At 58.6% G+C, this 25,942-nt stretch carries 24 protein-coding genes and 1 tRNA gene; 14 read left to right on the plus strand and 11 right to left on the minus strand.

Annotated features, from left to right (window positions below):
- The coding region (locus tag BN1139_RS10300; protein ID WP_041980432.1) for an MATE family efflux transporter at positions 1–616 on the plus strand (616 nt) is incomplete at its 5' end.
- 46 nt (positions 617–662) lie between these two features.
- Here BN1139_RS10300 and BN1139_RS10305 read toward each other — a convergent pair.
- Positions 663–1,139, minus strand: a complete 477-nt coding sequence (locus BN1139_RS10305; RefSeq protein WP_005349092.1) for an FxsA family protein — start codon at positions 1,137–1,139, stop codon at positions 663–665.
- Between the two features lie 442 nt (positions 1,140–1,581).
- Here BN1139_RS10305 and aspA point away from each other — a divergent pair, with 442 nt between their 5' ends.
- Both aspA and BN1139_RS10315 read left to right on the plus strand, forming a co-directional pair.
- Positions 1,582–3,024: an aspartate ammonia-lyase gene (gene aspA / locus BN1139_RS10310; RefSeq protein ID WP_005340569.1), complete on the plus strand. Its 1,443-nt coding sequence runs from the start codon at positions 1,582–1,584 to the stop codon at positions 3,022–3,024.
- 125 nt (positions 3,025–3,149) lie between these two features.
- Positions 3,150–4,469: an anaerobic C4-dicarboxylate transporter gene (locus tag BN1139_RS10315; RefSeq protein WP_005349088.1), complete on the plus strand. Its 1,320-nt coding sequence runs from the start codon at positions 3,150–3,152 to the stop codon at positions 4,467–4,469.
- 242 nt (positions 4,470–4,711) lie between these two features.
- Here the strand turns inward: BN1139_RS10315 and tsaD are convergent, their stop codons facing one another.
- The gene (gene tsaD / locus BN1139_RS10320; protein ID WP_005349085.1) at positions 4,712–5,725 is read right to left on the minus strand and encodes a tRNA (adenosine(37)-N6)-threonylcarbamoyltransferase complex transferase subunit TsaD; all 1,014 of its coding nucleotides are present in this window, start codon (positions 5,723–5,725) and stop codon (positions 4,712–4,714) included.
- A gap of 179 nt (positions 5,726–5,904) precedes the next feature.
- Between tsaD and rpsU the strand changes: the two genes are divergently transcribed.
- The 5 genes from rpsU (at position 5,905) to BN1139_RS10345 (ending at position 10,798) form a co-directional block, all read left to right on the plus strand.
- Positions 5,905–6,120 carry a 30S ribosomal protein S21 gene (rpsU, locus tag BN1139_RS10325; RefSeq protein WP_005309452.1) on the plus strand — a complete coding sequence of 72 codons (216 nt, stop codon included), beginning with the start codon at positions 5,905–5,907 and terminating at the stop codon, positions 6,118–6,120.
- A gap of 15 nt (positions 6,121–6,135) precedes the next feature.
- Positions 6,136–6,579 carry a GatB/YqeY domain-containing protein gene (locus BN1139_RS10330; RefSeq protein WP_005349081.1) on the plus strand — a complete coding sequence of 148 codons (444 nt, stop codon included), beginning with the start codon at positions 6,136–6,138 and terminating at the stop codon, positions 6,577–6,579.
- Between the two features lie 88 nt (positions 6,580–6,667).
- Positions 6,668–8,455, plus strand: coding sequence for a DNA primase (gene dnaG / locus BN1139_RS10335; RefSeq protein ID WP_005349079.1), 1,788 nt, complete (start codon positions 6,668–6,670; stop codon positions 8,453–8,455).
- A 183-nt stretch (positions 8,456–8,638) separates the two neighbouring features.
- Complete coding sequence (gene rpoD / locus BN1139_RS10340; RefSeq protein ID WP_263718854.1) at positions 8,639–10,534, plus strand: RNA polymerase sigma factor RpoD; 1,896 nt, start codon at positions 8,639–8,641, stop codon at positions 10,532–10,534.
- Positions 10,535–10,721: 187 nt separating this feature from the next.
- Positions 10,722–10,798 (plus strand) — tRNA-Ile (locus BN1139_RS10345).
- Positions 10,799–10,962: 164 nt separating this feature from the next.
- Here the strand turns inward: BN1139_RS10345 and BN1139_RS10350 are convergent.
- From BN1139_RS10350 to purH, 4 genes are all read right to left on the minus strand, one after another.
- Positions 10,963–11,517 (minus strand): cytochrome b/b6 domain-containing protein, encoded by a 555-nt coding sequence (locus BN1139_RS10350; RefSeq protein WP_005349059.1) that lies wholly within the window; start codon positions 11,515–11,517, stop codon positions 10,963–10,965.
- On the minus strand, positions 11,498–11,872 hold the full coding sequence (locus BN1139_RS10355) for a cytochrome b562 (RefSeq protein WP_005349056.1): 375 nt from the start codon (positions 11,870–11,872) through the stop codon (positions 11,498–11,500). Before BN1139_RS10355 ends, BN1139_RS10350 begins: the two co-directional genes overlap by 20 nt.
- 277 nt (positions 11,873–12,149) lie before the next feature.
- The gene (gene purD / locus BN1139_RS10360) at positions 12,150–13,436 is read right to left on the minus strand and encodes a phosphoribosylamine--glycine ligase (RefSeq protein ID WP_005349054.1); all 1,287 of its coding nucleotides are present in this window, start codon (positions 13,434–13,436) and stop codon (positions 12,150–12,152) included.
- A gap of 114 nt (positions 13,437–13,550) precedes the next feature.
- Positions 13,551–15,143 (minus strand): bifunctional phosphoribosylaminoimidazolecarboxamide formyltransferase/IMP cyclohydrolase, encoded by a 1,593-nt coding sequence (purH, locus tag BN1139_RS10365; RefSeq protein WP_005349052.1) that lies wholly within the window; start codon positions 15,141–15,143, stop codon positions 13,551–13,553.
- Between the two features lie 416 nt (positions 15,144–15,559).
- Here purH and zntR point away from each other — a divergent pair, with 416 nt between their 5' ends.
- The gene (zntR, locus tag BN1139_RS10370) at positions 15,560–16,015 is read left to right on the plus strand and encodes a Zn(2+)-responsive transcriptional regulator (protein WP_005349050.1); all 456 of its coding nucleotides are present in this window, start codon (positions 15,560–15,562) and stop codon (positions 16,013–16,015) included.
- A gap of 214 nt (positions 16,016–16,229) precedes the next feature.
- On the plus strand, positions 16,230–16,469 hold the full coding sequence (locus BN1139_RS10375) for an alternative ribosome-rescue factor A (RefSeq protein WP_005349047.1): 240 nt from the start codon (positions 16,230–16,232) through the stop codon (positions 16,467–16,469).
- Positions 16,470–16,684: 215 nt separating this feature from the next.
- On the opposite strand, the gene hemW is transcribed toward BN1139_RS10375, so the two are convergent.
- Positions 16,685–17,830, minus strand: a complete 1,146-nt coding sequence (hemW, locus tag BN1139_RS10380; RefSeq protein ID WP_005349039.1) for a radical SAM family heme chaperone HemW — start codon at positions 17,828–17,830, stop codon at positions 16,685–16,687.
- 74 nt (positions 17,831–17,904) lie between these two features.
- A complete protein-coding gene (rdgB, locus tag BN1139_RS10385; protein ID WP_005349035.1) occupies positions 17,905–18,498 on the minus strand; it encodes an RdgB/HAM1 family non-canonical purine NTP pyrophosphatase in 594 nt (197 codons plus the stop codon).
- A gap of 238 nt (positions 18,499–18,736) precedes the next feature.
- Here rdgB and BN1139_RS10390 point away from each other — a divergent pair, with 238 nt between their 5' ends.
- From BN1139_RS10390 to BN1139_RS10400, 3 genes are all read left to right on the plus strand, one after another.
- Positions 18,737–19,900, plus strand: coding sequence for a multidrug effflux MFS transporter (locus BN1139_RS10390; RefSeq protein WP_005349032.1), 1,164 nt, complete (start codon positions 18,737–18,739; stop codon positions 19,898–19,900).
- Between the two features lie 135 nt (positions 19,901–20,035).
- Positions 20,036–21,085: an oxidoreductase gene (locus BN1139_RS10395; protein ID WP_005349029.1), complete on the plus strand. Its 1,050-nt coding sequence runs from the start codon at positions 20,036–20,038 to the stop codon at positions 21,083–21,085.
- A 309-nt stretch (positions 21,086–21,394) separates the two neighbouring features.
- Positions 21,395–21,643: a hypothetical protein gene (locus BN1139_RS10400; protein WP_005340533.1), complete on the plus strand. Its 249-nt coding sequence runs from the start codon at positions 21,395–21,397 to the stop codon at positions 21,641–21,643.
- A gap of 62 nt (positions 21,644–21,705) precedes the next feature.
- Here the strand turns inward: BN1139_RS10400 and rimJ are convergent, their stop codons facing one another.
- Positions 21,706–22,257, minus strand: coding sequence for a ribosomal protein S5-alanine N-acetyltransferase (gene rimJ / locus BN1139_RS10405; RefSeq protein ID WP_005349026.1), 552 nt, complete (start codon positions 22,255–22,257; stop codon positions 21,706–21,708).
- A complete protein-coding gene (locus BN1139_RS10410) occupies positions 22,257–22,811 on the minus strand; it encodes a GNAT family N-acetyltransferase (protein WP_005349023.1) in 555 nt (184 codons plus the stop codon). The genes rimJ and BN1139_RS10410 overlap by 1 nt, the downstream gene beginning before the upstream one ends.
- Positions 22,812–23,158: 347 nt before the next feature.
- Here BN1139_RS10410 and BN1139_RS10415 point away from each other — a divergent pair, with 347 nt between their 5' ends.
- The gene (locus tag BN1139_RS10415; protein WP_005349021.1) at positions 23,159–24,934 is read left to right on the plus strand and encodes a M4 family metallopeptidase; all 1,776 of its coding nucleotides are present in this window, start codon (positions 23,159–23,161) and stop codon (positions 24,932–24,934) included.
- A gap of 32 nt (positions 24,935–24,966) precedes the next feature.
- Here BN1139_RS10415 and BN1139_RS10420 read toward each other — a convergent pair whose 3' ends face one another.
- On the minus strand, positions 24,967–25,860 hold the full coding sequence (locus BN1139_RS10420) for a LysR family transcriptional regulator (RefSeq protein ID WP_005349020.1): 894 nt from the start codon (positions 25,858–25,860) through the stop codon (positions 24,967–24,969).
- Positions 25,861–25,942: the final 82 nt, after the last annotated feature.

The following is a 25,942-nucleotide window of genomic DNA, read 5'->3' on the forward strand; positions in this document are numbered from 1 at the left end:
CCCCGCCTCTTTTACCAATATGCTCAACCCCCTGGCCAATGCGGTGCTGATGACGATCTTTGCAGGACTGGGTACCGAGGTGGTAGCCGCTTACGGCGCCGCATCGCGGGTTGAGGCGCTGCTGCTGATCGTGATGATGGCGCTCGCCTCCGTACTGGCTCCCTTCATCTCGCAAAACTGTGGCGCCGGCAATCCGGCCCGCGCCAAAGCTGCACTGCAGAGCTGCATGAGTTTTGCGTTGCTTTTCCAGCTCGCCATCTATGGCCTGACCTGGCTACTGGCGCCACTCATCGCCAACCTGTTCAGCGATCATCCACAGGTCATCCGCCTGATTATTCTCTATCTGCATCTAGTGCCGATCGGTTACGGCTTTCAGGGCATGGTGATGCTGTTGGCCTCGGCACTTAATGGCGTGAGAGCATCCAGTATCTCGTTTTTGTTCAACGGATTGCGGCTGTTTGGTTTTCTGTTGCCAGGAGCCTGGCTGGGGGCAAAGCTGGGAGGAGAACAGGGGATATATCTGGGGATACTGCTGGCCAATCTGGCGGCGGGCACCCTCGCATGGTGGTATGCCCGACACCGCTTCGAGGCCTTGTGCCATCAGGGTAAACCCTGATTCAGTCACTCACCTCGGTTTTCGTCTCGTCGATTACTCTTTACGCTCACTCTTTGCGCTCAAATTCGCCTTCGATGGTGGTTCCGCCCTGCTTGACGTTCCCCAGATGATCATCGGACGGTGCGTTGCCAAACGGCGATTGAGTACGCTGGAAGCCACCCATCTGCATCCGGAACTGGCTGCTGCCGATCAGCTTGTCAGCCAGTTTGTTACGCAGCCAGGGTTGCAGCAACAGGACACCGAAAATGTCGGTCACGAAACCCGGGATAATCAGCAGCAAGCCGGCCAACGCCAGCATCATGCCCCCCATCACCTCGCGGCCCGGCATCTCGCCCATCTGCATCTTTTGCTGGGCGCTGAACAGGGTCTTGATCCCTTCACTGCGCACCAGCGAGGAGCCCAATACAGCAGTCAGAATGAGCAAGCCGACAGTCGGCAGCGCCCCGATTACCGAGCCGACCTCGATCATCACGGTGAGCTCCAGCACAACCAGACCCACCAACAACAAAAACAACTTGCCCATATCCACTCCAGCACTGGTAAATTGAGAAAAAGTGGCCCCCATCCAACGATGGCCAGAGGCGAGTTTGCCGCCCCGTCATCACCACTTTCTGCCCTGAATAAATGGGGGCGGCCCCCCTCTTTTCAAGTTGGTCAACTGACTCCTACGTCATCAGCAATCTAAAAAACCAGCAAAAAGTCACAAAAACTTATAAAAATCATCATGATAAAAACTTCATAACATATGTGTACTTTTCTCAAAGTAATTTGAAAATGTCGCAAATTTAGTGATCCACCTCTAATAACCGATACCTCAATTGGAGTAGTATATTGATTAGTTTTTCGGGAGGTCATTCTCCCAACCGCCCCACTCGATGTGTGGTGCTTCAGGATGAGCTGTGCGCAAGGAACTCGCGACCACTCGGTGAGGATTTTTCCATTTATCTGATTTCTGAGGCATTACAATGAGCGACATCAAGAACGTCCGCATTGAAGAAGACCTGCTGGGCACCAAAGAAGTTTCCAATGATCTCTACTACGGTGTGCACACCCTGCGCGCTGTCGAGAACTTCAAGATCAGCTCTCAGAAGATTTCTGACGTTCCGGAATTCGTCCGCGGTATGGTGCTGACCAAGAAGGCCGCTGCGCTGGCAAACGGTGAACTGGGTACCATCCGTCCTGAAATTGCTGACAAGATCGTAGAAGCCTGCGACCTGATGCTGAACACCGGCAAATGCTTCGACCAGTTCCCGGTCGACGTTTACCAAGGTGGTGCCGGCACCTCCGTCAACATGAACACCAACGAAGTACTGGCCAACATCGCCCTGGAAATCATGGGTCTGGAGAAAGGCCGTTACGACGTCATCAACCCGAACGACCACGTCAACAAGTGCCAGTCCACCAACGATGCCTACCCGACCGGTTTCCGCGTTGCTGTGGTCAACAGCACTGACGTGACTCTGCACGCGCTGGAGCACCTGATCGCGGCATTCGATGCCAAAGCGAAAGAGTTCAAAAACATCCTGAAGATGGGTCGTACCCAGCTGCAAGATGCGGTTCCGATGACCCTGGGTCAGGAGTTCCACGCATTCGCCGTGACCCTGCGTGAAGAGATCAAGTCCATCAAGCGTTGCCAGGAGCTGCTGCTGGAAGTGAACCTGGGCGCGACCGCTATCGGTACCGGTCTGAATACTCCGCCCGAGTACTCTGCACTGGCTATCAAGCGTCTGGCCGAGATCACCGGTCGTGCCTATGTGCCGGCAGAAGACCTGATCGAAGCAACCTCCGACTGTGGCGCCTACGTCATGCTGCACGGCGCCATCAAGCGTCTGGCCATGAAGCTGTCCAAGATCTGTAACGACCTGCGTCTGCTCTCCTCCGGCCCGCGCACTGCACTGAAAGAGATCAACCTGCCGGAAATGCAGGCGGGTTCCTCCATCATGCCGGCCAAGGTCAACCCGGTTATCCCGGAAGTGGTCAACCAATCCTGCTTCAAGGTATTCGGTAACGACATCACCATCACCTTCGCCGCCGAAGCCGGTCAGCTGCAGCTGAACGTCATGGAGCCGGTGATTGGTCAGGCGATGTTCGAATCCCTGAGCCTGATGGAAAAAGCCTGTATTTCCCTGCGCGAGAAGTGCGTGGAAGGTATCACCGCCAACCCGGAAATCTGCATGAATCACGTGCTGAACTCCATCGGTATCGTGACCTACCTGAACCCCTTCATCGGCCACCACGAAGGGGATATCGTCGGCAAGATCTGTGCCCAGACCGGCAAGAACGTCCGCGAAGTCGTTCTTGAGCGCGGCCTGCTGAGCGCCGAGCAGCTGGACGAAATTCTCTCCATCGAGAACCTGATGAACCCGCAATACAAAGCCAAGCGTTTCACCCGCGAAGCTGCCGTATAAGCGAGTGTGGGCCGGGATCTTCCCGGCCCATAAAGTCAGTTCCCGATTGGTCTTTATCCCCAGCCCGATCGGGAATTGGCTTTTTGCCAAATAAAAACCAAAAACTAAAAAATGGAGTTATCGCTATGATTGGAATCGAGTTACTTGTCGTGCTCGCCGCTATCTATCTGGGGGCCCGGATAGGCAGCATCGGCATCGGCTTTGCCGGTGGTCTGGGGGTACTGGTATTGACGTGGGGTCTGGGCATGCCCATCCCGAGCGATCAACTGGTCAGCTACATCCCTTGGGATGTGATCATGATCATCGCGTCCGTCATCTGTGCCATCGCCTGTATGCAACTGGCTGGCGGGATGGACTATCTGGTTTCTCTGGCTGAGAAAGCGCTGCGCAAGAACCCCAAATACATCACCTTCGCCGCTCCGGTGGTTACCTATCTGATGACCATGCTGGCCGGTACCGGTCATACCGCCTTCTCCACCCTGCCGGTGATCGCTGAAGTGGCCAAAGAGCAAGGGATCCGCCCATCCCGTCCGCTCTCCATCGCGGTTGTCGCCTCCCAGATCGCCATCACAGCTTCCCCGATCTCTGCCGCTGTGGTTGCCTTCTCCGGCATGCTCGAGCCGTTTGGTGTTGATTATCTGACCCTGCTGGCCATCTGCATCCCCTCTACCTTCCTGGCCTGTATCCTGGGCGCCTTCATTGCCAACATGATGGGCAAACCGCTGGATCAGGACGAAGTCTATCTGGAGCGTAAAGCCAAGGGTCTGATAAAACTGCGTGGTACTACCAAGCTCGAGATCAAGCCGTACGCCAAACTGTCTGTCTGGATCTTCATCACCGCCATCGTTGCTGTCATGGCTTATGCCACTGCCATCTCCGGTAAAGTGGGCCTGATCACCAACCCGCCAATCCCCCGTGACGGTGCCATCATGGGCATCATGCTGGCCGCGGCCACCATCATGACCCTGGTGTGCAAACTGGACGCCACCCAAGTGACCAACATGCCGACCTTCAAGTCCGGTATGTCCGCCTGTATCTGCGTACTGGGTGTGGCCTGGCTGGGTAACGTCTTCGTGAAAGGCAACATGGACACCATCCAGCTGATCGCTGGCGACCTGCTGAACCAGTACTCCTGGCTGCTGGCCGTGGTGCTGTTCTTCGCTGCCATGCTGCTCTATTCACAAGGCGCCACCACCAAAGCGTTGATGCCTGCCGCACTGGCACTGGGTGTCAGCCCGCTGACTGCGATTGCCTCCTTCGCAGCCGTGAGCGCCCTGTTCGTACTGCCGACCTACCCGACCCTGCTGGCCGCGGTAGAGATGGACGACACCGGCTCCACCCGTATCGGTAAGGCGGTCTTCAACCATCCCTTCTTCGTACCGGGCACCGCCACCATCGCCATCGCCGTGGCACTGGGCTTCTTCTTCGGCGGCATCCTGCTGTAATTCATCGCCTGCCGATCGCCAAATAAAAATCCCCGCCAGTTGGCGGGGATTTTTTTATCTCTTAACTCTGTGCTTTGTTGTCTACCAGCAAGAGGACTGACCTCTTATCCGAATGGCTCAACCACGGCGACAACAGATACCACAACAGCGTGCCAGCGGCGCTATAACCACCGCTGCCGGATTGCCGGAGTAGTAGGCCACCATGGTACTCACCATCACGCCAGAAGGCGGGATCCTTCGGATCAGACCGGATCCAGGGTATCCAGCGGCCAGCGCGGCACGGCTTTGACCGCCAGCGGCTCAAACACGCCCGCTTTCAGGCGCTGCATACCGGCGTAAGCGATCATGGCGCCGTTATCAGTGCAATATTCAGTGCGCGGATAGAACACCTCACCCTTGAGGCTCTCCATCAGCTCGGCCAGCTGGGCTCGCAGATGACGGTTGGCACTGACGCCGCCAGCAACCACCAGACGCTTAAGACCGGTCTCTTTCAAAGCACGACGGCACTTGATGGCCAGGGTATCGACCACCGCATCTTCAAACGCCCGAGCGATATCGGCACGGGTCTGCTCATCATCACCATTGGCGGCGATGGTGTTGGCGGTGAAGGTCTTGAGGCCGGAGAAGCTCATGTCGAGCCCAGGACGGTCAGTCATGGGACGAGGGAAGTGGAAGCGCCCGGTAGTGCCCTTCTCGGCCAGACGGGAGAGCAGCGGACCACCCGGATAGTCCAGCCCCATCAGCTTGGCGGTCTTGTCGAACGCTTCGCCAGCGGCATCATCGATGGATTCCCCCAGCAGCTGATAGCTGCCGATACCGTCGACCCGCACCAGCATGGAGTGACCACCGGAGACCAGCAGCGCCACGAAGGGAAACTCGGGAGCTTTCTCTTCCAGCATGGGGGCCAGCAGGTGCCCTTCCATATGGTGGACGGCGATAGCAGGCTTGTTCCACGCCATCGCCAGCGAGCGGCCAATGGTCGCCCCCACCAGAATGGCGCCAACCAGACCTGGCCCCGCGGTATACGCGATGCCGTCGATGTCATCTTTGCCCAGTCCCGCCTCTTGCAATGCGGCCTGGATCAACGGGATCGTCTTGCGAACATGATCCCGGCTGGCGAGTTCGGGGACGACGCCACCGTAGTCCGCATGCAGCTTGACCTGGCTGTATAACTGATGGGAAAGGATCCCTTTTTGATCGTCGAAGATCGCGATCCCGGTTTCGTCACAGGATGTCTCTATGCCCAATACACGCATTGCTAAAAAATTTCACTGCTAAAATGAGACGGCTATGGTAACCTTCGCGGGTTTTTTAAACCAGAGCGATCTCTGCGGGTTTACTTTCATTCCCTGTCCAGAGTATAATTTCGCACCATTTTAAGACATGCTGATCGATTGAAGGTCAGCTAACAATTTATCACTGAGGTGAAAGGCACATGCCAGTAATCAAAGTCCGTGAAAATGAGCCGTTTGACGTTGCTCTGCGTCGTTTCAAGCGTTCTTGCGAAAAAGCCGGTATCCTGTCCGAAGTTCGTAGCCGTGAGTTCTACGAGAAGCCGACTACCATTCGTAAGCGCGCCAAAGCGTCTGCTGTCAAGCGTCACGCCAAGAAGCTGTCTCGCGAAAACGCACGTCGTATCCGCCTGTACTAATCGGGAGATATTGCCGTGTCTCTGAAGGATCAACTCAAGGATCAGCAAAAACTCGCCATGCTTGCCAAAGATAAGGCACGTCTGGGAGCGATCCGCTTGTTGATGGCAGAAATCAAGCAACGTGAAGTCGATACCCGTATCGAGCTGAATGATGAGGATATCCTCGCTGTCGTGACCAAAATGGTCAAACAGCGCCGCGATTCCATCAGCCAATTTGAAGCTGCCGGTCGCCAGGATCTCGCCGACAAAGAGTCCGCCGAGATCGTTGTGTTGCAGGAATTCCTGCCGCAACAGCTGACCGCGGATGAAATTGCTGCCCTGATCGAGCAAGCCATCACTGAAAGTGGTGCTGCCGTCATGGCTGATATGGGCAAGGTCATGGCTGTCTTGAAGCCGAAAATTCAGGGGCGTGCCGATGTCGGCGCCGTCAGTGCTCAGGTGAAAACCCGCTTGGCGTAACAGGCAACTCTCTTGTTTGGTCGAAGAAGCCGTGCTTCCCTTGGAATGCGCGGCTTTTTTATTTTCTCCGCAATGAAACAGGACGGTTATGGCAGGCAGGATCCCCCAATCCTTTATCGACGATCTGCTCGTACGCACAGACATAGTCGAGCTGATCGACTCGCGAGTGCGGCTGAAAAAAGCCGGTAAAAACTACCAGGCTTGCTGCCCTTTTCATAACGAAAAAAGCCCCTCTTTTACCGTCAGCCAGGAGAAGCAGTTCTACCACTGTTTCGGTTGTGGCGCCCATGGCAATGCCATCGGCTTTGTCATGGAGTACGACGGTCTCGAATTTCCCGATGCCATCGAAGAGCTCGCCAGCATGCAAGGCATGCAGGTACCTCGCGAGCAGAGCATCGGCGGCTCGGCCAATAGCCAGCCCGCCGTCAGCAAGGATCTGTTCGAGCTGATGAACCAGATTGCCCGCTTCTACGAGAGCAACCTCAAGAGCGCTCCCCATGCGGTGGAGTACCTCAAAGGCCGCGGTCTGACCGGTGAAGTGGTCAAACGCTTCAATATTGGCTATGCACCCAGCGATTGGGATCAGGTGCGTCGCCGCTTCGGCGCCAGCCGGGATCATGAGCAGTTGCTTATCTCGGGCGGCATGCTGATCACCCGTGACAATGGCCCGGGGAGTTATGATCGTTTCCGCGATCGCATCATGTTCCCGATCCGTGACAAGCGTGGCCGTGTCATCGGTTTCGGTGGCCGGGTGCTGGGTGATGGCACCCCCAAATACCTGAACTCGCCGGAGACCCCCATCTTCCATAAAGGGCGGGAGCTGTTCGGTCTCTACGAGGTGAAGCAGGCACACAAGGATCCACGCCGGATCCTGGTGGTGGAAGGCTACATGGATGTGGTGGCACTCGGTCAGTACGATATCGACTATGCGGTGGCGGCGCTGGGTACTGCAACGACCAGCGACCATATCCACACCCTGTTTCGCACCACTGCCGAGGTCGTCTGCTGCTATGACGGTGACAACGCCGGCCGTGAAGCGGCCTGGCGCGCGCTGGATAATGCCCTCCCTCATCTGCAGGATGGCCGCGAGCTGAAGTTCGTGTTTCTGCCCGATGGCGAGGATCCCGACTCGCTGGTACGCCAGATCGGCAAGGAGGGCTTTGAAGCCTTGCTCGATGAAGCCCAGCCGTTCGCCGACTTCATGTTCGAGCGTCTCGGTCGCGATGCGGCGCTCTCCGGTGAGGCAGGCAAGTTCGAAGTGGCCAACAAGGCCGCCGAGCTTATTCGTCGCGTTCCGGAAGGGTTTACCCGCGAAGGGCTGATCACTCGTCTCTCCAGCATGATGCGCTGGGGCGAGAACAAGCAGCGCATCGCCGAGCTTTTTGCCCGCAACAGTCAGCCCAAGGCCGAGGTCAACAAACCCAAGGCAGCCAAGCTGACGCCACTGCGGCGTGCGCTGGCACTGATGGTGCAATATCCGACAGTAACGGCTGAGCTTCCCCCCATGCCGGAATTAGCCGGGCTACGCGTACAGGGCATCAAGTTCCTGCTGCAACTGCACCAGCAAATCCTGGCACAGCCCGGTATCACAACCGGTATCCTGCTGGAACACTGGCGTGGTACCAAGGAGGGAGAGATCCTTGCTCAGCTGGCCATGCACGACCTGTTCGAGGAGATCAAACTCGATCAGGAGCCGGATATTCTGGGAGAATTGCAGGACACCTTCGTCGGCTTCATCAACCAGTTTCTGAAACAGCGGATCGAAGAATTGCAGGCCAAAGTGGCTCAGGAAGGACTAAGCTCCGAAGAAACCCAAGAGCTGATGATGCTGATAAGAGAGGTGCAAATTGAGAAAAGAAATGAGAGTGGGGCTTGATATTTGAGTGATTAGTCCCAATATGGATAGCGTTGCCCGAATCGACGGGATGAAAAGCAAAATTTTTATAACCGCCTGGCCCCGACAATACTGCGGGCAGGGGTTTCTCATGACCGACGCCGCAACCAGACATAGCATGTCTGGCGGTTTTCTATTAGAATTGGCTATTTGCGCAGCAGCGCACTGTACGCGCAACCTAGCAACACCAACCGGATGAGTTCTATGGAGCAAACCCCGCAGTCTCAGCTTAAACTCCTCGTTGCCAAAGGTAAAGAACAGGGCTACCTGACCTATGCCGAGGTGAACGATCACCTCCCGCAAGACATTGTCGATTCAGACCAGATCGAAGACATCATTCAGATGATCAACGATATGGGCATTCAAGTGGTTGAAAACGCTCCGGATGCCGATGACCTTATCATGGCTGAAGGTGGTACCGCCGATGAGGACGCTGCCGAAGCAGCGGCCCAGGCTCTGGCATCTGTTGAATCTGAGATTGGTCGTACGACCGATCCCGTCCGCATGTACATGCGGGAAATGGGTACCGTCGAACTGCTGACCCGTGAAGGCGAAATCGACATCGCCAAGCGGATCGAAGACGGTATCAACCAGGTACAAAGCTCCGTAGCCGAGTACCCTGAAGCAATTACTTACCTGCTCGAACAGTACGACAAGTACGAAGCCGAGCAGCTGCGTCTCTCTGACATTATCTCTGGCTTTATTGACCCGAACGAAACTGAAGATATGGCACCTACCGCCACGCATATCGGTTCCGAGCTCGGCGAAGACGATCTGGCCGACGAAGATGAAGAGGACGAAGAAGACGAAGACGAAGATGGCGACAGCTCTGACGACGACGGTGACGGTGGTCCGGATCCGGAAGTTGCTCGCGAGAAGTTCGGCGAACTGCGTGCCCAGTATGAAGTGACCCGCCTCTCCATTCAGAAGAATGGTCGCGCGCACGAAGATACCCAGGCCGCCATCGCACAGCTGGCCGATGTATTCCGTCAATTCCGCCTGATGCCCAAGCAGTTCGATCGCCTGGTCAACAACATGCGTGAAATGATGGAGCGCGTCCGCGTGCAGGAACGCATCATCATGAAGCTCTGCGTTGAGCAGGCCAAGATGCCGAAGAAAACCTTCGTCGCGGCCTTCACCAACAACGAGTGTGAAACTGCCTGGTTTGAATACCAGAAGCAGGCTGGCAAAGCCTGGTCTCCCCGTCTGGTTGAAATGGACGAGGATATTCAGCGCGCCATCGGCAAGCTGCAGCAGATTGAAGAAGAGACCGGTCTGTCGATTGCCCAGATCAAGGATATCAACCGTCGTATGAGCATCGGTGAGGCCAAAGCCCGCCGTGCGAAGAAAGAGATGGTTGAGGCCAACTTGCGTCTGGTTATCTCTATCGCCAAGAAGTACACCAACCGCGGTCTGCAGTTCCTGGATCTGATCCAGGAGGGCAACATCGGTCTGATGAAGGCAGTAGACAAGTTTGAATACCGTCGTGGCTACAAGTTCTCGACCTATGCTACCTGGTGGATCCGTCAGGCCATTACCCGCTCCATCGCGGATCAGGCCCGTACCATCCGTATCCCGGTACACATGATCGAGACCATCAACAAGCTCAACCGAATCTCCCGTCAGATGCTGCAGGAGATGGGTCGTGAACCGAACCCGGAAGAGCTGGCCATGCGCATGGGCATGCCGGAAGACAAGATCCGCAAGGTACTGAAAATCGCCAAAGAGCCTATCTCCATGGAGACGCCCATCGGTGATGATGAAGATTCCCACTTGGGCGACTTTATCGAAGATACCACCCTGGCTCTGCCAGCGGATGCGGCGACCAGCGAAAGCCTGCGCAACGCCACCCGCGAAGTGCTGGCTGGCCTGACCGCCCGCGAAGCCAAGGTACTGCGGATGCGTTTCGGTATCGACATGAACACTGACCACACCCTAGAGGAAGTGGGCAAACAGTTCGACGTTACCCGTGAGCGTATTCGTCAGATCGAAGCCAAGGCACTGCGCAAACTGCGCCACCCGAGCCGCTCGGAAGTGCTGCGCAGCTTCCTGGACGAATAGTCCTGACCCTGTGTCAAACTGCTCTGCCAAAGCCCCGCCATGCGGGGCTTTGTTTTGTCTGGCATTTACCCTTGCGACCCTCTTTGCGCCCTCAATCAAGCTGGACAATTAGTCGCCAAGTGGTTGATATGCCTATAGACTGCCCTTTCCTCTTCCCCTATAATCCACGCCGCTAAACGCACAATTTGGCCCCTTAGCTCAGTTGGTCAGAGCAGTCGACTCATAATCGATTGGTCGTGGGTTCAAGTCCCCCAGGGGCCACCAAATTGAAAAAGGCCGCTCATGATGAGCGGCCTTTTTGCATCTGCGGATCGGGTAATGTCCAGTGATGAGCTCGATGAGGTCATAGAAAAGACCCGCCATGGGCGGGTCTGGGCAGGGTCCGGATCAGGCGCCTCACTCAGAGACAAGGAGCCTAATGCTGAGCCTCAGGTTTGCTCGTTGCTGCCGCTCTGGATGGATGAGCGACGCCCGGCGGGTAGCATCCGGGTAACCAGATTGCTGCGCTGACGCCAGGAGGTGAAGACGATGGCCAGCAGGTGCAAACCTATCAGCCCCTGTAGCGCCACCACGCACCACTCATGCCACTCGTCAGCCCCCAGTTCAAATCCCGTCTCGGTATTTTGAAACCAGCCGCTGCCAGCGGTGGCCAGCACAACCAGCCAGAGCGCCCACACGGCCAGCTTGCCGCTACCGTGATGACCCGGTGCCGGAGGCTGCCGCTCACGCATCTCTCGCGCTTGCTGGCGAAAATCCTCACCGCTGGGGATGAGGGCACCAAGGCGAGCGTAGCCACGGGCGAAAGTGAGCCCCCAGAGCAGACGCAAGGAGACCAGCCCAATGGCACCGTAACCCAACCACTCGTGCCACTCCTCCCCCGCTTCGTTAACCCAGAGGTTGCCGATGCAGACTGCCGCCAAGCCCCAGTGGGTCAGGCGAACCAGCGCATCCCAGCGAAAGGGCTCACCCTTTTTGCTTGGCATATTTGTGGTACTCCTTCTTCAGGTCGTTGACCTTGGCCAGATGTTCGCGCGCCTTGGCCTCATCACCCGCCTTGAGTGCGGCCAGGCTGGCGTCCAGCTCGGTCTGTACCTCGTTCATCCCTTCAAGGAATTTCTCTTTCTTGGCGGCCGGCATGTTCTTCTGCTTGGCCACATCCAGCTGGGCCTTCATCTCGTTGATGTGCTTCTCCATGGTGGCTGCATCATCAGCCTTGACGGCCTGCTTGTAGTTGAAGCCAATCTTCTTCATCGGCTGTTCCAGATCACCCGCCACTGCAGGCAGGGTCATCAGGCCAAACATCAGGGGCAGCAGCAGGGGGCGGACGGTTTTCAACATGGGATTTCCTTATATAACGACATGCTCGAATTGTTAGGGGTACTTATGAATCCAAACAAGAATTCATCACCAGCATGATGCCATGACTCATGGTGAAACGTTTGTGAAAAATGCTGTTTTTTGTGGCAAATAGTGACAGATATGCCGCGCTTGTTTGCGCTTGGTAACTGATTGAACGCTGGTGACGCGCAGCATGAGGATGGTTGAAAGCGGTAAACAGCTACAAAAAACCCCGCCGTAGCGGGGTCTGAATCAGCTGGCCATTTGCTGGTGTCAGTTACTCCTGTTCGCGAGCAATGGCGCGCCAGCCGATATCCTTGCGGTAGAAGACGCCATCCCACTTGATGCGGCCAGCGAGCTGATAGGCACGCTGCTGGGCTTCTGCAACCGTATGGCCCAGCGCCGTGGCGCACAGTACACGACCGCCAGCGGTCAGGCTGGTATCGCCCTCCAGGCGGGTACCGGCATGGAACACCTTCTCACCCGCCACTTCATCCACCGGCAAGCCGCTGATGGGGTGGTTGGTGCTGTAATCGCCAGGATAGCCTCCCGCCGCCAACACCACGCCGATAGCGGCGCGGGGATCATAGATGGCCTCTTTCTGATCCAGCTTGCCTGCGCAAGCGGCCAGGCAGAGCTCCACCAGATCGGACTGCATCCGCAGCATGATGGGCTGGGTCTCGGGATCGCCGAAACGGCAGTTGAACTCGATCACCTTGGGATTGCCTGCACCATCGATCATCAGACCGGCATAGAGGAAACCGGTGTAAACGTTGTCCTCGGCCGCCATGCCGCGCACAGTCGGCATGATCACCTGCTCCATCACGCGTCGATGTACCTCGGCGGTCACTACAGGCGCCGGGGAGTAAGCCCCCATGCCGCCGGTGTTGAGGCCGGTATCACCGTCGCCAACCCGCTTGTGATCCTGACTGGTGGCCATCGGCAGCACGTGCTCGCCATCGACCATGACGATGAAGCTCGCCTCTTCCCCCTCCAGAAACTCCTCAATCACCACCCGGGAACCCGCTTCGCCAAAGGCATTGCCGGAGAGCATGTCGCGCACCGCGTCTTCCGCTTCCTGCAAGGTCATGGCGACAATCACCCCCTTGCCCGCCGCCAGACCATCGGCCTTGATGACGATGGGGGCGCCCTTCTCGCGCAGATAGGCGAGCGCAGGCTCCACTTCGGTGAAGTTCTGGTACTCGGCGGTCGGAATGGCGTGACGGGCCAGGAAATCCTTGGTGAAAGCCTTGGAGCCTTCCAGCTGGGCAGCGGCAGCAGTCGGGCCAAAGATCGGCTGACCGGCGGCGCGGAAGGCATCCACCACCCCTTTCACCAGCGGCGCTTCCGGCCCGACGATGGTGAGGCCGACCTGCTTCTCTTTGGCAAAAGCCAGCAACCCTTCGATATCGGTCGCCTCGATGGCGACGTTCTCGACACCCGGCTCAAGCTGGGTGCCTGCATTGCCCGGCGCCACAAAAACGTGACGTACCAGTGGGGAGTGTTTGGCCTTCCAGGCCAGAGCGTGTTCGCGGCCACCGTTGCCAATGATCAGTACTTTCATCGTATCGCTCGCTTCTATTTGTGGTCACTGGACGGCCACCCGGGCCGTCAGTCAGTGGAAATAGTCAGTTGAAAAGAGACAACAAAAGGGCCGCCATCGGCAGCCCCTGACCCATCAATGACGGAAATGGCGCATGTTGGTGAACACCATGCACATGCCGTGCTCGTCGGCGGCGTCGATCACCTCCTGATCGCGCATCGAGCCACCCGGCTGGATCACGCAAGAGATACCGGCCTGCGCGGCAGCATCAATACCGTCGCGGAACGGGAAGAAGGCATCGGAGGCCATCACGGAGCCCGCCACTGTCAGCCCTTCGTCCGCCGCCTTGATACCGGCGATTTTGGCCGAATAAACACGGCTCATCTGGCCTGCGCCGACGCCGATGGTCTGGCCATCTTTGGCGTAGACGATGGCGTTGGATTTGACGAACTTGGCCACTTTCCAGCAGAACAGCAGATCCTGCAGCTCGGCCTCGGTCGGCTGACGCTTGCTGACCACGGTCAGGTCACCCAACGTCACCATGCCAAGATCGCGCTCCTGTACCAGCAGGCCGCCGTTGACGCGCTTGAGGTCAAAGCCTTGCGCCGGAGCAGTCCACTGACCGCATTCGAGCAGACGCACGTTCTGCTTGGCGGCGACCGCATCGCGGGCCTCCTGGCTGACGGTCGGGGCGATGATCACCTCAACAAACTGGCGGGCCACGATGGCTGCGGCAGTGGCACCATCCAGCTCGCGGTTGAAGGCGATGATGCCGCCGAAGGCGGAGGTGGGGTCAGTCTGGTAGGCACGATCGTAGGCACTCAGCAGGTCGTCACCGATGGCCACACCGCAGGGGTTGGCATGCTTGACGATGACGCAGGCCGGCTCATCGAACTCCTTCACACACTCCAGCGCAGCATCGGTATCGGCGATGTTGTTGTAGGAGAGCGCCTTGCCCTGCAGCTGGATAGCGCTGGAGACGGAACCCGGAGCAGCATGCTCTTCGGCGTAGAAGGCGGCAGCCTGATGGCTGTTTTCGCCGTAACGCATGTCCTGCTTCTTGATGAACTGGCTGTTGAAGGTGCGCGGGAAGCGGGACTCCTCGTCACCCTCCTTGTTGTCACCGTAGGAAGGAACCATGGTGCCGAAGTAGTTGGCGATCATGCCGTCGTAGGCGGCGGTGTGCTCGAAGGCGGCGATGGCCAGATCGAAACGGGTCGCCAGTTTCAGGCTGTTGCCGTTGGCATCCATTTCGCGAATAACCCGATCATAGTCGGCAGCTTTGACGACGATAGCGACATCTTTATGGTTTTTGGCGGCAGAACGCACCATGGTCGGGCCGCCGATGTCGATGTTCTCGACCGCATCGGCCAGGGTGCAGCCCGCTTTGGCAACGGTGGCGGCGAAGGGGTAAAGGTTGACGACGACCATGTCGATGGGGGAGATAGCGTGCTGGGCCATGATGGCGTCATCCTGATCCCGACGACCGAGGATGCCGCCATGAACCTTGGGATGCAGGGTCTTGACCCGGCCATCCATCATTTCAGGGAAACCCGTGTAGTCGGAGACCTCGGTCACCGGCAGACCCGCCTCGCCAAGCAGCTTGGCGGTACCGCCCGTGGAGAGCAGGGCAACACCACGCTCGTTGAGTGCCTTGGCAAATTCCAGAATGCCAGTTTTGTCAGACACACTCAGCAGTGCACGGCGAATGGGTCGAGCTTGTTCCATCACACTATCGTCCTCAACATAACGGGGACCGTTCCATGGGAGGCGAGGCTCAACACAGAGAGTCCCCAAATAAATGGAAGTGGGGGATTTCGCAAACCACTCTCGCCCCGACATCCGGCAAAAGCGTTTTAGGAAATGCCCGCTTGGTGCGGCGCTCTGTTATGGGCGCGTATTCTACACAAAAAATGTGACCTGTGGTGGATTTTTTGAAACAGCAAAGCCTTATTTGGCGCGGCGTTAAACGTTTTCCACTTGATTTTCTCGAAACGTTTGCACTTTCAGTGTTTTATGGGAAAAAGGGTCGCCAGGAGATGTTTATCTGCCCCTTTTATGCCCTTGGCTGGCAATCCATGGGCAAAGGGGTGATAGTGAATTCCGGTTTTTGTGGCGGCATACATTCAAGGGGAGAAAAGGGCATGTATCGGATCGGTGAACTGGCCAAGGCGTGCGGGGTCAAGGCAGATACCCTGCGTTTTTACGAGAAGAACGGGCTTATCTCACCGGGGATCCGCAACGAATCCGGCTACCGCCTCTACAGTGAACAGGACAAGCGGCGGCTGGAGTTCATCATTCGCGCCAAGTCGGTGGGATTCTCGCTGGCCGATATCGGCGAGCTGCTCGACCTCGATACCAACAAGGCCAAAGTCACCTGTCAGGAGGTGAAAGCAGTAGCCGACACCAAGCTGGCCCGGGTGGAGCAGAAGATCATCGAACTGACCCGCTTTCGCGACAACCTGCGCGAGCTCTCCAATATCTGCTGCGGCGGGCCGCGCTCGGCGGAGCACTGCGCCATCCTCGAGACGCTGGAATCTGGCGCCCCGGCCCATCACGAGCACCACAGCCACGACCAGCATGACCCGGTTCACGGCTGACATGGTATGCCTGACTGAGCGTGCCTGGCTCAGAGTGACTGACTCGGCGCGCCCGACGCATTGCTCCGGCGGCAATTTGGTGACAAAATCGCCGCGTTTTTAACCGGTGCCAGTCCATCCGGTTGCCGGGAGCTCAGCTGAACAGGCGCTCGCAGCGAAAACCACCATCCAGACACAAGAATCAACACACCAAGAGAAAAGAAGAGGAGCCATCATGGCCAATATTCGGGTCAACCAACCCGCCCTCCCCCGTGAGGAAAATGCGCAAGGGGGCAACTATGCCCATCAGCGCGGCGAAATAAAGGATAACCATCTGCACGCCCTGCTCTCCGATCCCCTGTTTCGCAGCCGGGTCGAGCGCAACAAGAAGGGCAAGGGGAGTTACCAGCGCAAGGCCAAATTTGGCAAGCGGTGGGAGCCCGGCCAACAGCAGATGATCCGCGTCTGCTGCTGAGCGGGTTTCTACCGACCATAAACAATCAGGGCGCCATTGGCGCCCTGATTGTTATCTCGAAACACGGTTCGCCAAAACTGCCTCACGACCTGTTGCGAGAAGCTGTCAGCGAGGTGAAGAGCAGCGCAGGAACCGGAGCGTATAGAGATACGTGAGGCTTCCGAGCAGCGCATGAACCTTGATCACGGCTTCGCAGCCAGATCGTGAGCCAGTTTTCACTCATCCATAAACAGTTCGAGCAACACGTTGAGATAGCGATGGCCGAGAGAAGTGAGCTGCCAGCTCTCTCCCAAATCCTCGATCAGCTCCTTGCTTTGGGCTATGGTGAGCACCGTCTCTACCCGCTCCAGCGGCAGGCCGGTATAGGCCTCGAACTCCGCCTTGGGAGCAGGTTCAAACAGGCGGAAGCGGTTCATGAAGTATTCGAGCGGCAGATCGTCTGCCGTCACCTGCCACTGCTCGTCCAGATAAGGGCGACTCTTGTCCAGATACCCTTTTGGATGCTTCACCTTGGCGGTGCGCAGGATCTGTTGATTAGCGAGATCGGTCACCTTGCCGTGGGCGCCACAGCCGATCCCCAGATAGTCACCAAAGCGCCAGTAGTTGAGGTTGTGATGGCACTGGTAGCCCTCTTTGGCGTAAGCCGAGATCTCGTACTGGCGATAACCGCTGGCGGTGAGCATGGCGTGGCCCTGCTCGTAGATGTCCCACAGGGTGTCATCTTCCGGCAGTTTGGGCGGCTTGGAGGCAAACGCCGTGTTCGGCTCTATGGTGAGCTGATACCATGAGAGGTGCGGCGGGGCGCAGTCGATCGCCTGCTGCAGGTCGTAAAGGGCGTCATCCAGACTCTGATCCGGCAGACCGTGCATCAGATCCAGATTGAAGGTGGGCAACTTGATGGCATGGGCCAGTGCAGCGGCCTTGCGCGCCTCTTCCGGGCCGTGAATGCGGCCGAGGCGGGTCAGCTTCTCCTGCTGGAAGCTCTGCACCCCGATGGAGATGCGGTTGATGCCGGCGCGCTGGAAACCGGCGAACTTCTCCGCTTCCACCGTGCCCGGGTTGGCCTCCATGGTGATCTCGCATTCTGCGGCGAGCGGAATACGGGCCCGTACCCCGTCCAGCAAGGTTTGCATCGCCTCCACCGTCAACAGGCTGGGGGTGCCGCCGCCGATAAAGATCGAGGAGAGCGGCCGCCCCTGCGCCCACTTCAGATCCTGATCCAGATCCTCCAGCAGAGCGGCGACATATTCGAGGTGAGGCAACTCCCCCTTCTGGGCATGGGAGTTGAAGTCACAGTAAGGGCACTTCTGGACGCACCAGGGCACATGAATATAGAGAGAGAGCGGCGGCAGTTGCAGCATGGGGCTTCCAATAAAACGGGGGCTCAAGGCCCCCATTGTAGATGACAATATGCGATGGGCGGTGGAGGCTTAACTCAGTGAGCCGCCAGCGCCGCTTTCAGTTTGGCCAGCGCCTGGGCACGGTGGCTCAGCTGGTTCTTCAGCTCGGCGGGCATCTGGGCGGCGGTGCAGTCGTGATCCGGCACGAAGAAGACGGGGTCATAGCCGAAACCGTGCTGACCGCGCGGCTCGTCGATAATCATCCCTTCCCAGCTCGCCTGACAGATGATGGGAGTGGGATCGTCAGCGTGGCGCATATAGACCAGCACACACCAGAAGCGGGCGCTCTTTAGGTACTCGGGAGCACCTTGCAGCTCGCCGAGCAGCTTCTCGATGTTGGCCTTGTCACCGGCGCCCACACCGGCAAAACGGGCGGAGTAGACGCCGGGGCGCCCTTGCAGCAGATCGACTTCCAGACCGGAGTCATCGGCCACGGCAGGCAGACCAGTAATGCGGGCGGCGTGGCGAGCCTTGATGATGGCATTCTCGACGAAGGTGGTGCCGGTCTCATCGGCATCGGAGACCGCAAACTCGCTCTGTGGGATCACCTGGATCTTCATATCGGCCAGCATGGCGGCCAATTCCTTCACCTTTTTCTGGTTACCTGTTGCCAGGACAAGCTTGTTCATCGAGCACCTCCGCAAAAATAATCTGCGCATTCTATGCGGCGCAAGCGTTTAGTAAAAGCGTCAATTACACCCGCTGTGATGGGGTTACGGGGGATTTGCCGCCATCGAATAACCAGCTTTTTAATACATGTTTCCATAATGGAATAACCAAAGTGATTAAATACCATTTCTATTCATTACTGTGAGTCAGTAGACTCGCGCCCCAATTCATTAACCTGGCTGACTAAAGAGGTGACAGATGCCATTGATACTTTTACTCGTACTACTGGTGCTGTTCAGTCCGCTGGCTATCGACATCTACCTGCCCGCCATTCCGCAGATGGCCGAGCAGCTGGGCGCCGAAGTAACCCTGATGCAGGGCACCATCACCTGGTTCCTGTTCAGCATGGGGCTGGGGCAACTGCTTGTTGGCCCGCTGGCCGATCGCTACGGTCGCAAGCCTATCGCGCTGGGCGGCGTGCTGCTCTATGGCCTGAGCGCGCTGGGGGCCGGTTTTGCCGCCAGCCTCGGCGAATTGATGCTGGCGCGAGTGCTGCAGGGCTTCGGCGCCTGCGCCACCTCGGTCGCCGCCTTCTCGGTGGTACGTGACAGCTACGGCCCGAAAAAGAGCGGTCAGATGATCTCCTATCTCAATGGCGCCATCTGCTTTATTCCTGCGCTGGCCCCCCTGCTCGGTGGCTGGCTCACCGCCAAGGCGGGCTGGTCTGCCAACTTCTGGTTTATGGCCGGTTATGCGCTCATCGTCGGCAGCTGGCTGATGTGGCGGATGCCGGAGACCCGTCCGGAGGAGACCCGCAGTGAAGGGGCCCTCATCAGCTGGTCCCGCTACAGCCCGGTGCTGCGCACCCCCAGCTTCCTGTTCAATGCGGCGCTGTGCATGCTGGCGATGGCGGTGATCCTCGCTTATGTCACCGCCGCACCGGTGCAGCTGATGGTGAAACTGGGGCTGGATATGAGCGGCTTTAGCTACTGGTTTACCGCCAACGCCGCGCTCAACATTCTGGCCTGCTTCATGGCGCCGCGCTTTATCGCCAAGGTAGGGCCAAGACGCACCCTGCGCATCGGCCTGCTGGTGTTGATGCTCTCGGCCATCACCCTGACGCTGGCCATGCACATCGAGCATCCGCTGGCGATGATGGGGCCGGTATTCCTCTCCAGCATCGGCTTTGCCATGATTCTGGGTTCGGCCGCCGGGATGGCGCTGGCACCATTCGGCCACTGCGCCGGTACCGCCGCCGCCCTGCTCGGCCTGTTCCAGATGAGCGGATCCGGCGCGTTGGTTGGCCTGACCGGCGCCCTGATGCACGACCCGCTCAGCCAGCTGGCGCTGCATATGTGGCTGCTGCTGCCGCCCTTGGTGATGCTGATGACCCGCCGCGGTCGCCGCTTGTGTTTGCAATAAATCCTGTGCTCTGATGGGCACATTCGGGGGGCCATCGGCCCCCTTCTCGTTTGTATCGCTTTTACAGCACATGGCCATCCGGCAGAGAGCCTGCGATGGCAACCCCACTCACTCGATGTCAGCGGAGAACTCCCGATGAGCCACACTCTCAACGCAGCCCTGGTGGGCTATGGCTTTGCAGGCAAGACCTTCCACGCCCCCTTCCTCTCCACCACACCGGGCTTGTCCCTGAGTTGGGTAGTGAGCCGCGATGCCGCCAAGGTGCAGGCCGATCTGTCCGGCTGCCGGGTCGGCTCACTGGAGGAGGTGCTAAGCGATGAGACCGTCGATCTGGTGGTGATCGCCACCCCCAACGACACCCACGCTCCTCTGGCCCGCCAGGCGCTGCTGGCAGGCAAACATGTGGTGATCGACAAGCCCTTTGCACTGGATCTGGCCGAGGCGCAAGCGCTGGTCGAGCTGGCCGAAAAGCAGCAGCGGCTGCTTAGTATCTTCCACAACCGGCGCTGGGACGGGGATTTTCTCACCGTGCGCCGTTTGATTGCCGAGGGGACGCTGGGACAGATCGCCCAGTTCGAATCCCACTTCGATCGCTATCGCCCCGAAGTGCGCCAGCGCTGGCGCGAAGCAGGTGGGCCGGGTTCCGGCCTCTGGTTCGATCTCGGCCCCCACGTGCTGGATCAGGCATTGCAGCTGTTCGGCCAGCCAGACTGGTTGCAGGCCGATCTGGCCGAGCAGCGCCCCGGCGCACTGGCGGACGACTACTTCCATGTGGTGCTGGGTTTCGGTGCTCTGCGGGTTATTCTGCATGGCAGCTGTCTGGTCTCGGCCACCATGCCGCGCTTTGTCATTCACGGCAGCCAGGGTTCGTTCGTGAAATTCGGTATGGATGTGCAGGAAGATCAGCTCAAGCAGGGCTTGCGGCCACCGGCGGCGGATTGGGGCATGGATAGCGAACCCGGTCAGCTCAGCCGCATTGTCGATGGTCAGTTACAGCAGCAGAGCGTGGTGGGTGAGCCGGGAGATTATGGCGCCTACTATCGCGGTGTCTGCGCCGCCATCAAGGGTGAGGGAAGCAACCCGGTGCCAGCAAGTGAAGCGCTGGCGGTGATGGCGCTGCTGGATCTGGCCCGTCAGAGCCACCTTGAGGGAAAACGGCTGCCCTGTCAGAAGCTGTCTGACTAAGGTGCGGGTCATCGGCCGCTCTTGACCAACCTTGACCTTGTTAAACCGCCACAAGATGGCAGAGAAATGGTGTTTTATTGTGCAATTAGCACCATTTAACGGCATCTTGTATTGATATCAGTCGTTGCAGTGGAGCTTTTTATCCACGGCACGAAAAAATGTCATTGTGATATCCGTTTTCATCGGTAACTAATGGGGCTATATTGCGCCCGCCTGCTGCCTCCCGGCTTCTTGTTTCAATACCGGGCAACGGTGGGCGCTGTGATGGTTGCACAGACCATCTCTCCATCTTTTTTTGAGGGAATGCACATGAACAAAGTACTGGTAGCCGGTATCCTGGGTCTGATGTTGACTGCTTGCGGTCAGAAAGAAGAAAAAGCTGCCGCTCCTGCTGCTGCTCCGGCCGCCGAAGTTGCTGCCACTGTAGAAAAAGCCGCTAGCGAAGCCACCTCTACCGTAGAGAAGGCCACCTCCGAAGCGACTGCAACCGTAGAAAAAGCTGCTACCGAAGCCGCTACCAAGGTTGAAGCTGCAGTGAGCGATGCCAAGGCCAACTAAGCCTGCACCTCATTCGAAGACGGGTCCGAAGGCAACTTCGGGCCCGTTTTTTTATCTGACAATCAGGGAGCCGGATTAATCAGCGAGGTGAGGATGTGATCCTCCCAGCGGCCATTGATCATCAGATACGCCCGCGCGAATCCCTCCCGCTCGAAGCCGAGCCGCTCCAGCAAAGCGCCACTGCGCTGATTGGCAGGCATATAGCAAGCCATGATGCGATGCAGATCGTGCTCCTGAAACAGGTAGTCGATGGCGGCTGACAGCACCTCTCCCATCACCCCCTGCCCCTGATGCTGCTGGTCGATGGCATAGCCCAGATGACACGCCTTGAAGACCCCCATCAGGATATTGCTGAAGTTACAGGTGGCGATCACCCGCTCGCCAGCCGGATCGAGGGCCACCAGATTGACGCCGGTGCCGTTGAAGAACTGGCTGTAACTGTCCTGCAGCCGGGCATGCCAGTACGAGAGGGTGTAAAACTGCTCGTCCCGAAGCGGCTCCCAAGGGGTGAGATGGTCACGGTTGCGCCGGTAGAAGTCGAGCATCATGGGGGCCTGATCCGGCGACAGTATGGTCAGGTGGGTGCGGGCCGTCTTGATATGTGGCAGCGCCATCAGGACTCCCTCTGCTTTAACCACTCATCGCGCAGCAAGCTGTAGTGGGCATGGTCCACAATCCGGTTGCCCAGCCGCTCTGCGCGCCGGGTCACCCCCTCCAGCTGCATCCCGAGCCGCTCACAGACGGCTCTGCTGGGCTCGTTATCGGTGGCGGCGCTGATCTCCACCTTCTCCATCCCCATCTCCTCGAAGGCGTGGTGGATCAGGGCCTGACAGGCCCGGGTGATGATGCCGTTACCCTGCCAGCGCTCCGCCAGCCAGTAACCAATGACCACCTTGCCAAGGTCGTGATCGATGCTGTTGTAACCGATAACCCCCACCACCTCCCCCTGATACTCGATGGCAGTGGTGAGCCCCTCGCCGCGGGCGAACTTCTCGATGGCACTGCGAATGAAGAGGGCGCTGTCGACGGGGCGCTGGATCAGTGGCGGCCAGGGTAGCCACTGGGAGAGGTACTCCCGGTTGTCATTGCAGAGGGCAAACAGTTCGCTCGCCATATCGGGCTGCAAGAAGAGCAGCGCAAGCTCGTCGTCCAACTGCCATGAAAACATGGGATTCTCCTTTCAAATCAGTGATCAAATAGCGAACCAGCCACCCAATGTAGCCAATCGCCACTGGCCGCGCCAGCCACTTTTACGGCCCTCCTCCGGCAGGCTTCGCAGAGAGTGACAGCGCACGATCTCTCCTCCCTCAAAAGAGGAGGGTGGGTGTCTGAAACCGGATAATGCTCTCCACATGGCGCCGACGAATGCCCCCAAACGGCACTTTGGCAGATCCTGCTACCCCTTTGTGCTGCGCTGTCACTTTTGACAGGGTGCACTTTCCCCCACCGGCACTAGCTTCAAAACGCCCGACCTTCGGTCGGTTTATCAACCTCATCGATTTAAGGAAAGAAGAGATGAATAAAATTTATCTGGCCGTTGCGCTGGCCTGCTGGGGAAGCGCCGCACTGGCGGCGCAAGAGGTAGAGATCAACGTAACGGCAAACGGCATCCGGGCCATGACCGGCCTCAGTGCCGCGAGTGGTACCTTGCAGCTGGAAGATGGCGAGTTTCGTCAGGTGCGGGTGGTCAAGCTGCCCAACGGCCAGCAGCGGATCCGCTACGAGCAGGTCTGGAACGGCATCCCGGTAATGGGTCAGGTGGTGGTAGCTGACAAGAGCCTGAACGGCCAGCTGCAACAGGCCAGCGGACGCATGCTGCGCCAGATCGATCAGGATGTGGCAAGCCCGGCCGCCACCCTCTCGCCACAGGATGCAACAAGCAAGGCCAAGGCGGGCAGCAAGGGGAGCAACGAGCAGGCCAAACTCTACGTGATGCAGGATGAGAACGGGCTGGCCAGGCTGGTGTATCAGGTCTCCTTCATCGCCGAAGGTGACAAGCCAAGCCGCCCCTTCGTCATTCTTGATGCCCAGAGCGGTGAGGAGCTCAAACGCTGGGAGGGGCTCAACCACAAGGATGCCACTGGCCCCGGGGGCAACATCAAGACCGGAAAATACGTCTACGGCACCGACTTTGGCCCGCTCATCGTCGATGACAACTGCCGGATGACCAGCCCCAACGTCGATACCATCAACCTCAACCACGCCACCTCAGGCGGCGCCATCCACCAGTTCACCTGTCCGGAGAACCGGGTCAAGGAGATCAACGGCGCCTACTCTCCCCTCAACGACGCCCACTACTTCGGCAACGTGGTGTTCGACATGTACCGCAACTGGTACAACACGGCGCCCCTCACCTTCAAACTGAAGATGCGGGTTCACTACAGCAAGAATTACGAGAACGCCTTCTGGGATGGCAGCCAGATGACCTTCGGTGACGGCGCCACCACCTTCCACCCGCTGGTGAGCCTCGATGTGGCGGCCCACGAGGTGAGCCACGGCTTTACCGAGCAGAACTCCGGGCTGATCTATTCAGGACAATCCGGCGGCATCAACGAGGCCTTCTCCGATATGGCGGGGGAAGCGGCCGAGTTCTACATGAAGGGGAGCAACGACTGGCTGGTTGGCGCCCAGATCTTCAAGGGCAACGGCTCCCTGCGTTACTTCGAGGATCCGACCCGGGATGGCAGATCCATCGGCCATGCGGCGGATTATCAGGAGGGGATGGATGTACACCACAGCTCAGGGGTCTATAACCGCGCCTTCTACCTGCTCGCCACCAGCAGTGGCTGGAACACCCGCAAGGCATTTGAAGTGTTCTTGCTGGCCAACCGCCTCTACTGGGGCGCCAACACCAACTACCAGCAAGGGGCCTGCGGCGTCAGCCAGGCGACCGCCGACCTGGGTTACAGTCAGGCGGATGTGGCACGGGCCTTCCAGACCGTCGGGGTCGATGCCAGCTGCGGCACCACGCCGCCACCAAGCGACAACATGCTGCAAAACGGCGTGCCGGTGAGCAACCTCGCCGCCAGCAAGGGTGGCAAGCTCAACTACACCCTGAACGTACCGGCGGGCACCAGGTCGCTGCAGATCAGCAGCAGTGGCGGTACCGGTGATGCCGACCTCTACGTCCGCTTTGGCAGCGCCCCCACCAGCAGCAGTTACGACTGCCGTCCCTACAAGGGGGGCAATAGCGAAAGCTGCTCGTTCACCAATCCCAAGGCGGGCACCTGGCATGTGCATCTGTCAGGGTTTTCCGCGTTCAGTGGCGTAACCCTCAAGGCCAGCTACTGACCCACCCGATGCGGGCCTTGTCCCGCATCGCTCTACTCATTGCGCCACCGTTTCGCCAGCGTGCGAGCGGTGGCCAACACGGTTTCCCTGGCCGGGTTGGGCCGCTTGCCACCACGCCACGCCATCATCACATCCCAATGCTCTTGCGGCAGATTGCGCACATCGAGCCTGACCAGCCGCCCCACCTCCAGATCCCGCTTGATGGCCAGCTCCGGCATCAGGGTGATAAACCCGTGTTCCAGCGCCAGATCCCGCGCTGCACTGGCGGGTTGCACCGCATGCAGGGGGCTGGCCGCCCGCCGCAGCCGCCGCAACTGCTGGATAAAGACGTCACACCCCGGCCCCCACACCTGAGGTGCCAGCCGCTGGTCGGCAATATCCTCCAGCGTGAGGCCGTGACAACCGGCCAGCGGATGCAATGGCGAGGCGATAGCGATGATGGGGGAGCAACAGAGCAGCTCCATCTGCAGGCCCGCAACCGGCGGGCGCTTGAGCACAAAGCCGATATCGGCCTCGCCGGTCAGCAGCGACTGCATGATCTCGCCGGAGTGATCCGTGGTGCAGCGGATCTCAAACGGCTCATCCACCAGCTCCATCAATAGCGAGCCAAACACCACCGAAGTGAGGGATGGCAGGCTGGAGAGACGGATACAAGGCAGCGCAGGCGCCCCCTGCAGTGCCAGCCGCCCTTCGCTCAGGATCGCCAGCGCAGAGCGGGCCGATGGCAGAAACTCCTCGCAGGCACGGGTCGGCGTCACCCCGCGCCGATGACGCTGAAACAGCGGTGCCCCGAGGCTCTCCTCCAGCTGGGCAATCCGCTGGCTCACCAGCGGCTGTGACCAGCCACGAATGGCCGCCGCCTGACTGAAGCTGCCTAGCTCGGCCACATCCAGCAGCAGTTGCAGATCGTCCAGATCCATAGACATAAATAATCCTGATATGAAATATAGGTAGTTGTCGTCTACCACTATATCTAAACCCTCTCCAGAATGAAGGTATCTGTGAATG

This window comes from Aeromonas veronii bv. veronii (assembly GCF_000820225.1).
GTDB classification, from domain to species: Bacteria; Pseudomonadota; Gammaproteobacteria; order Enterobacterales; family Aeromonadaceae; genus Aeromonas; species Aeromonas veronii.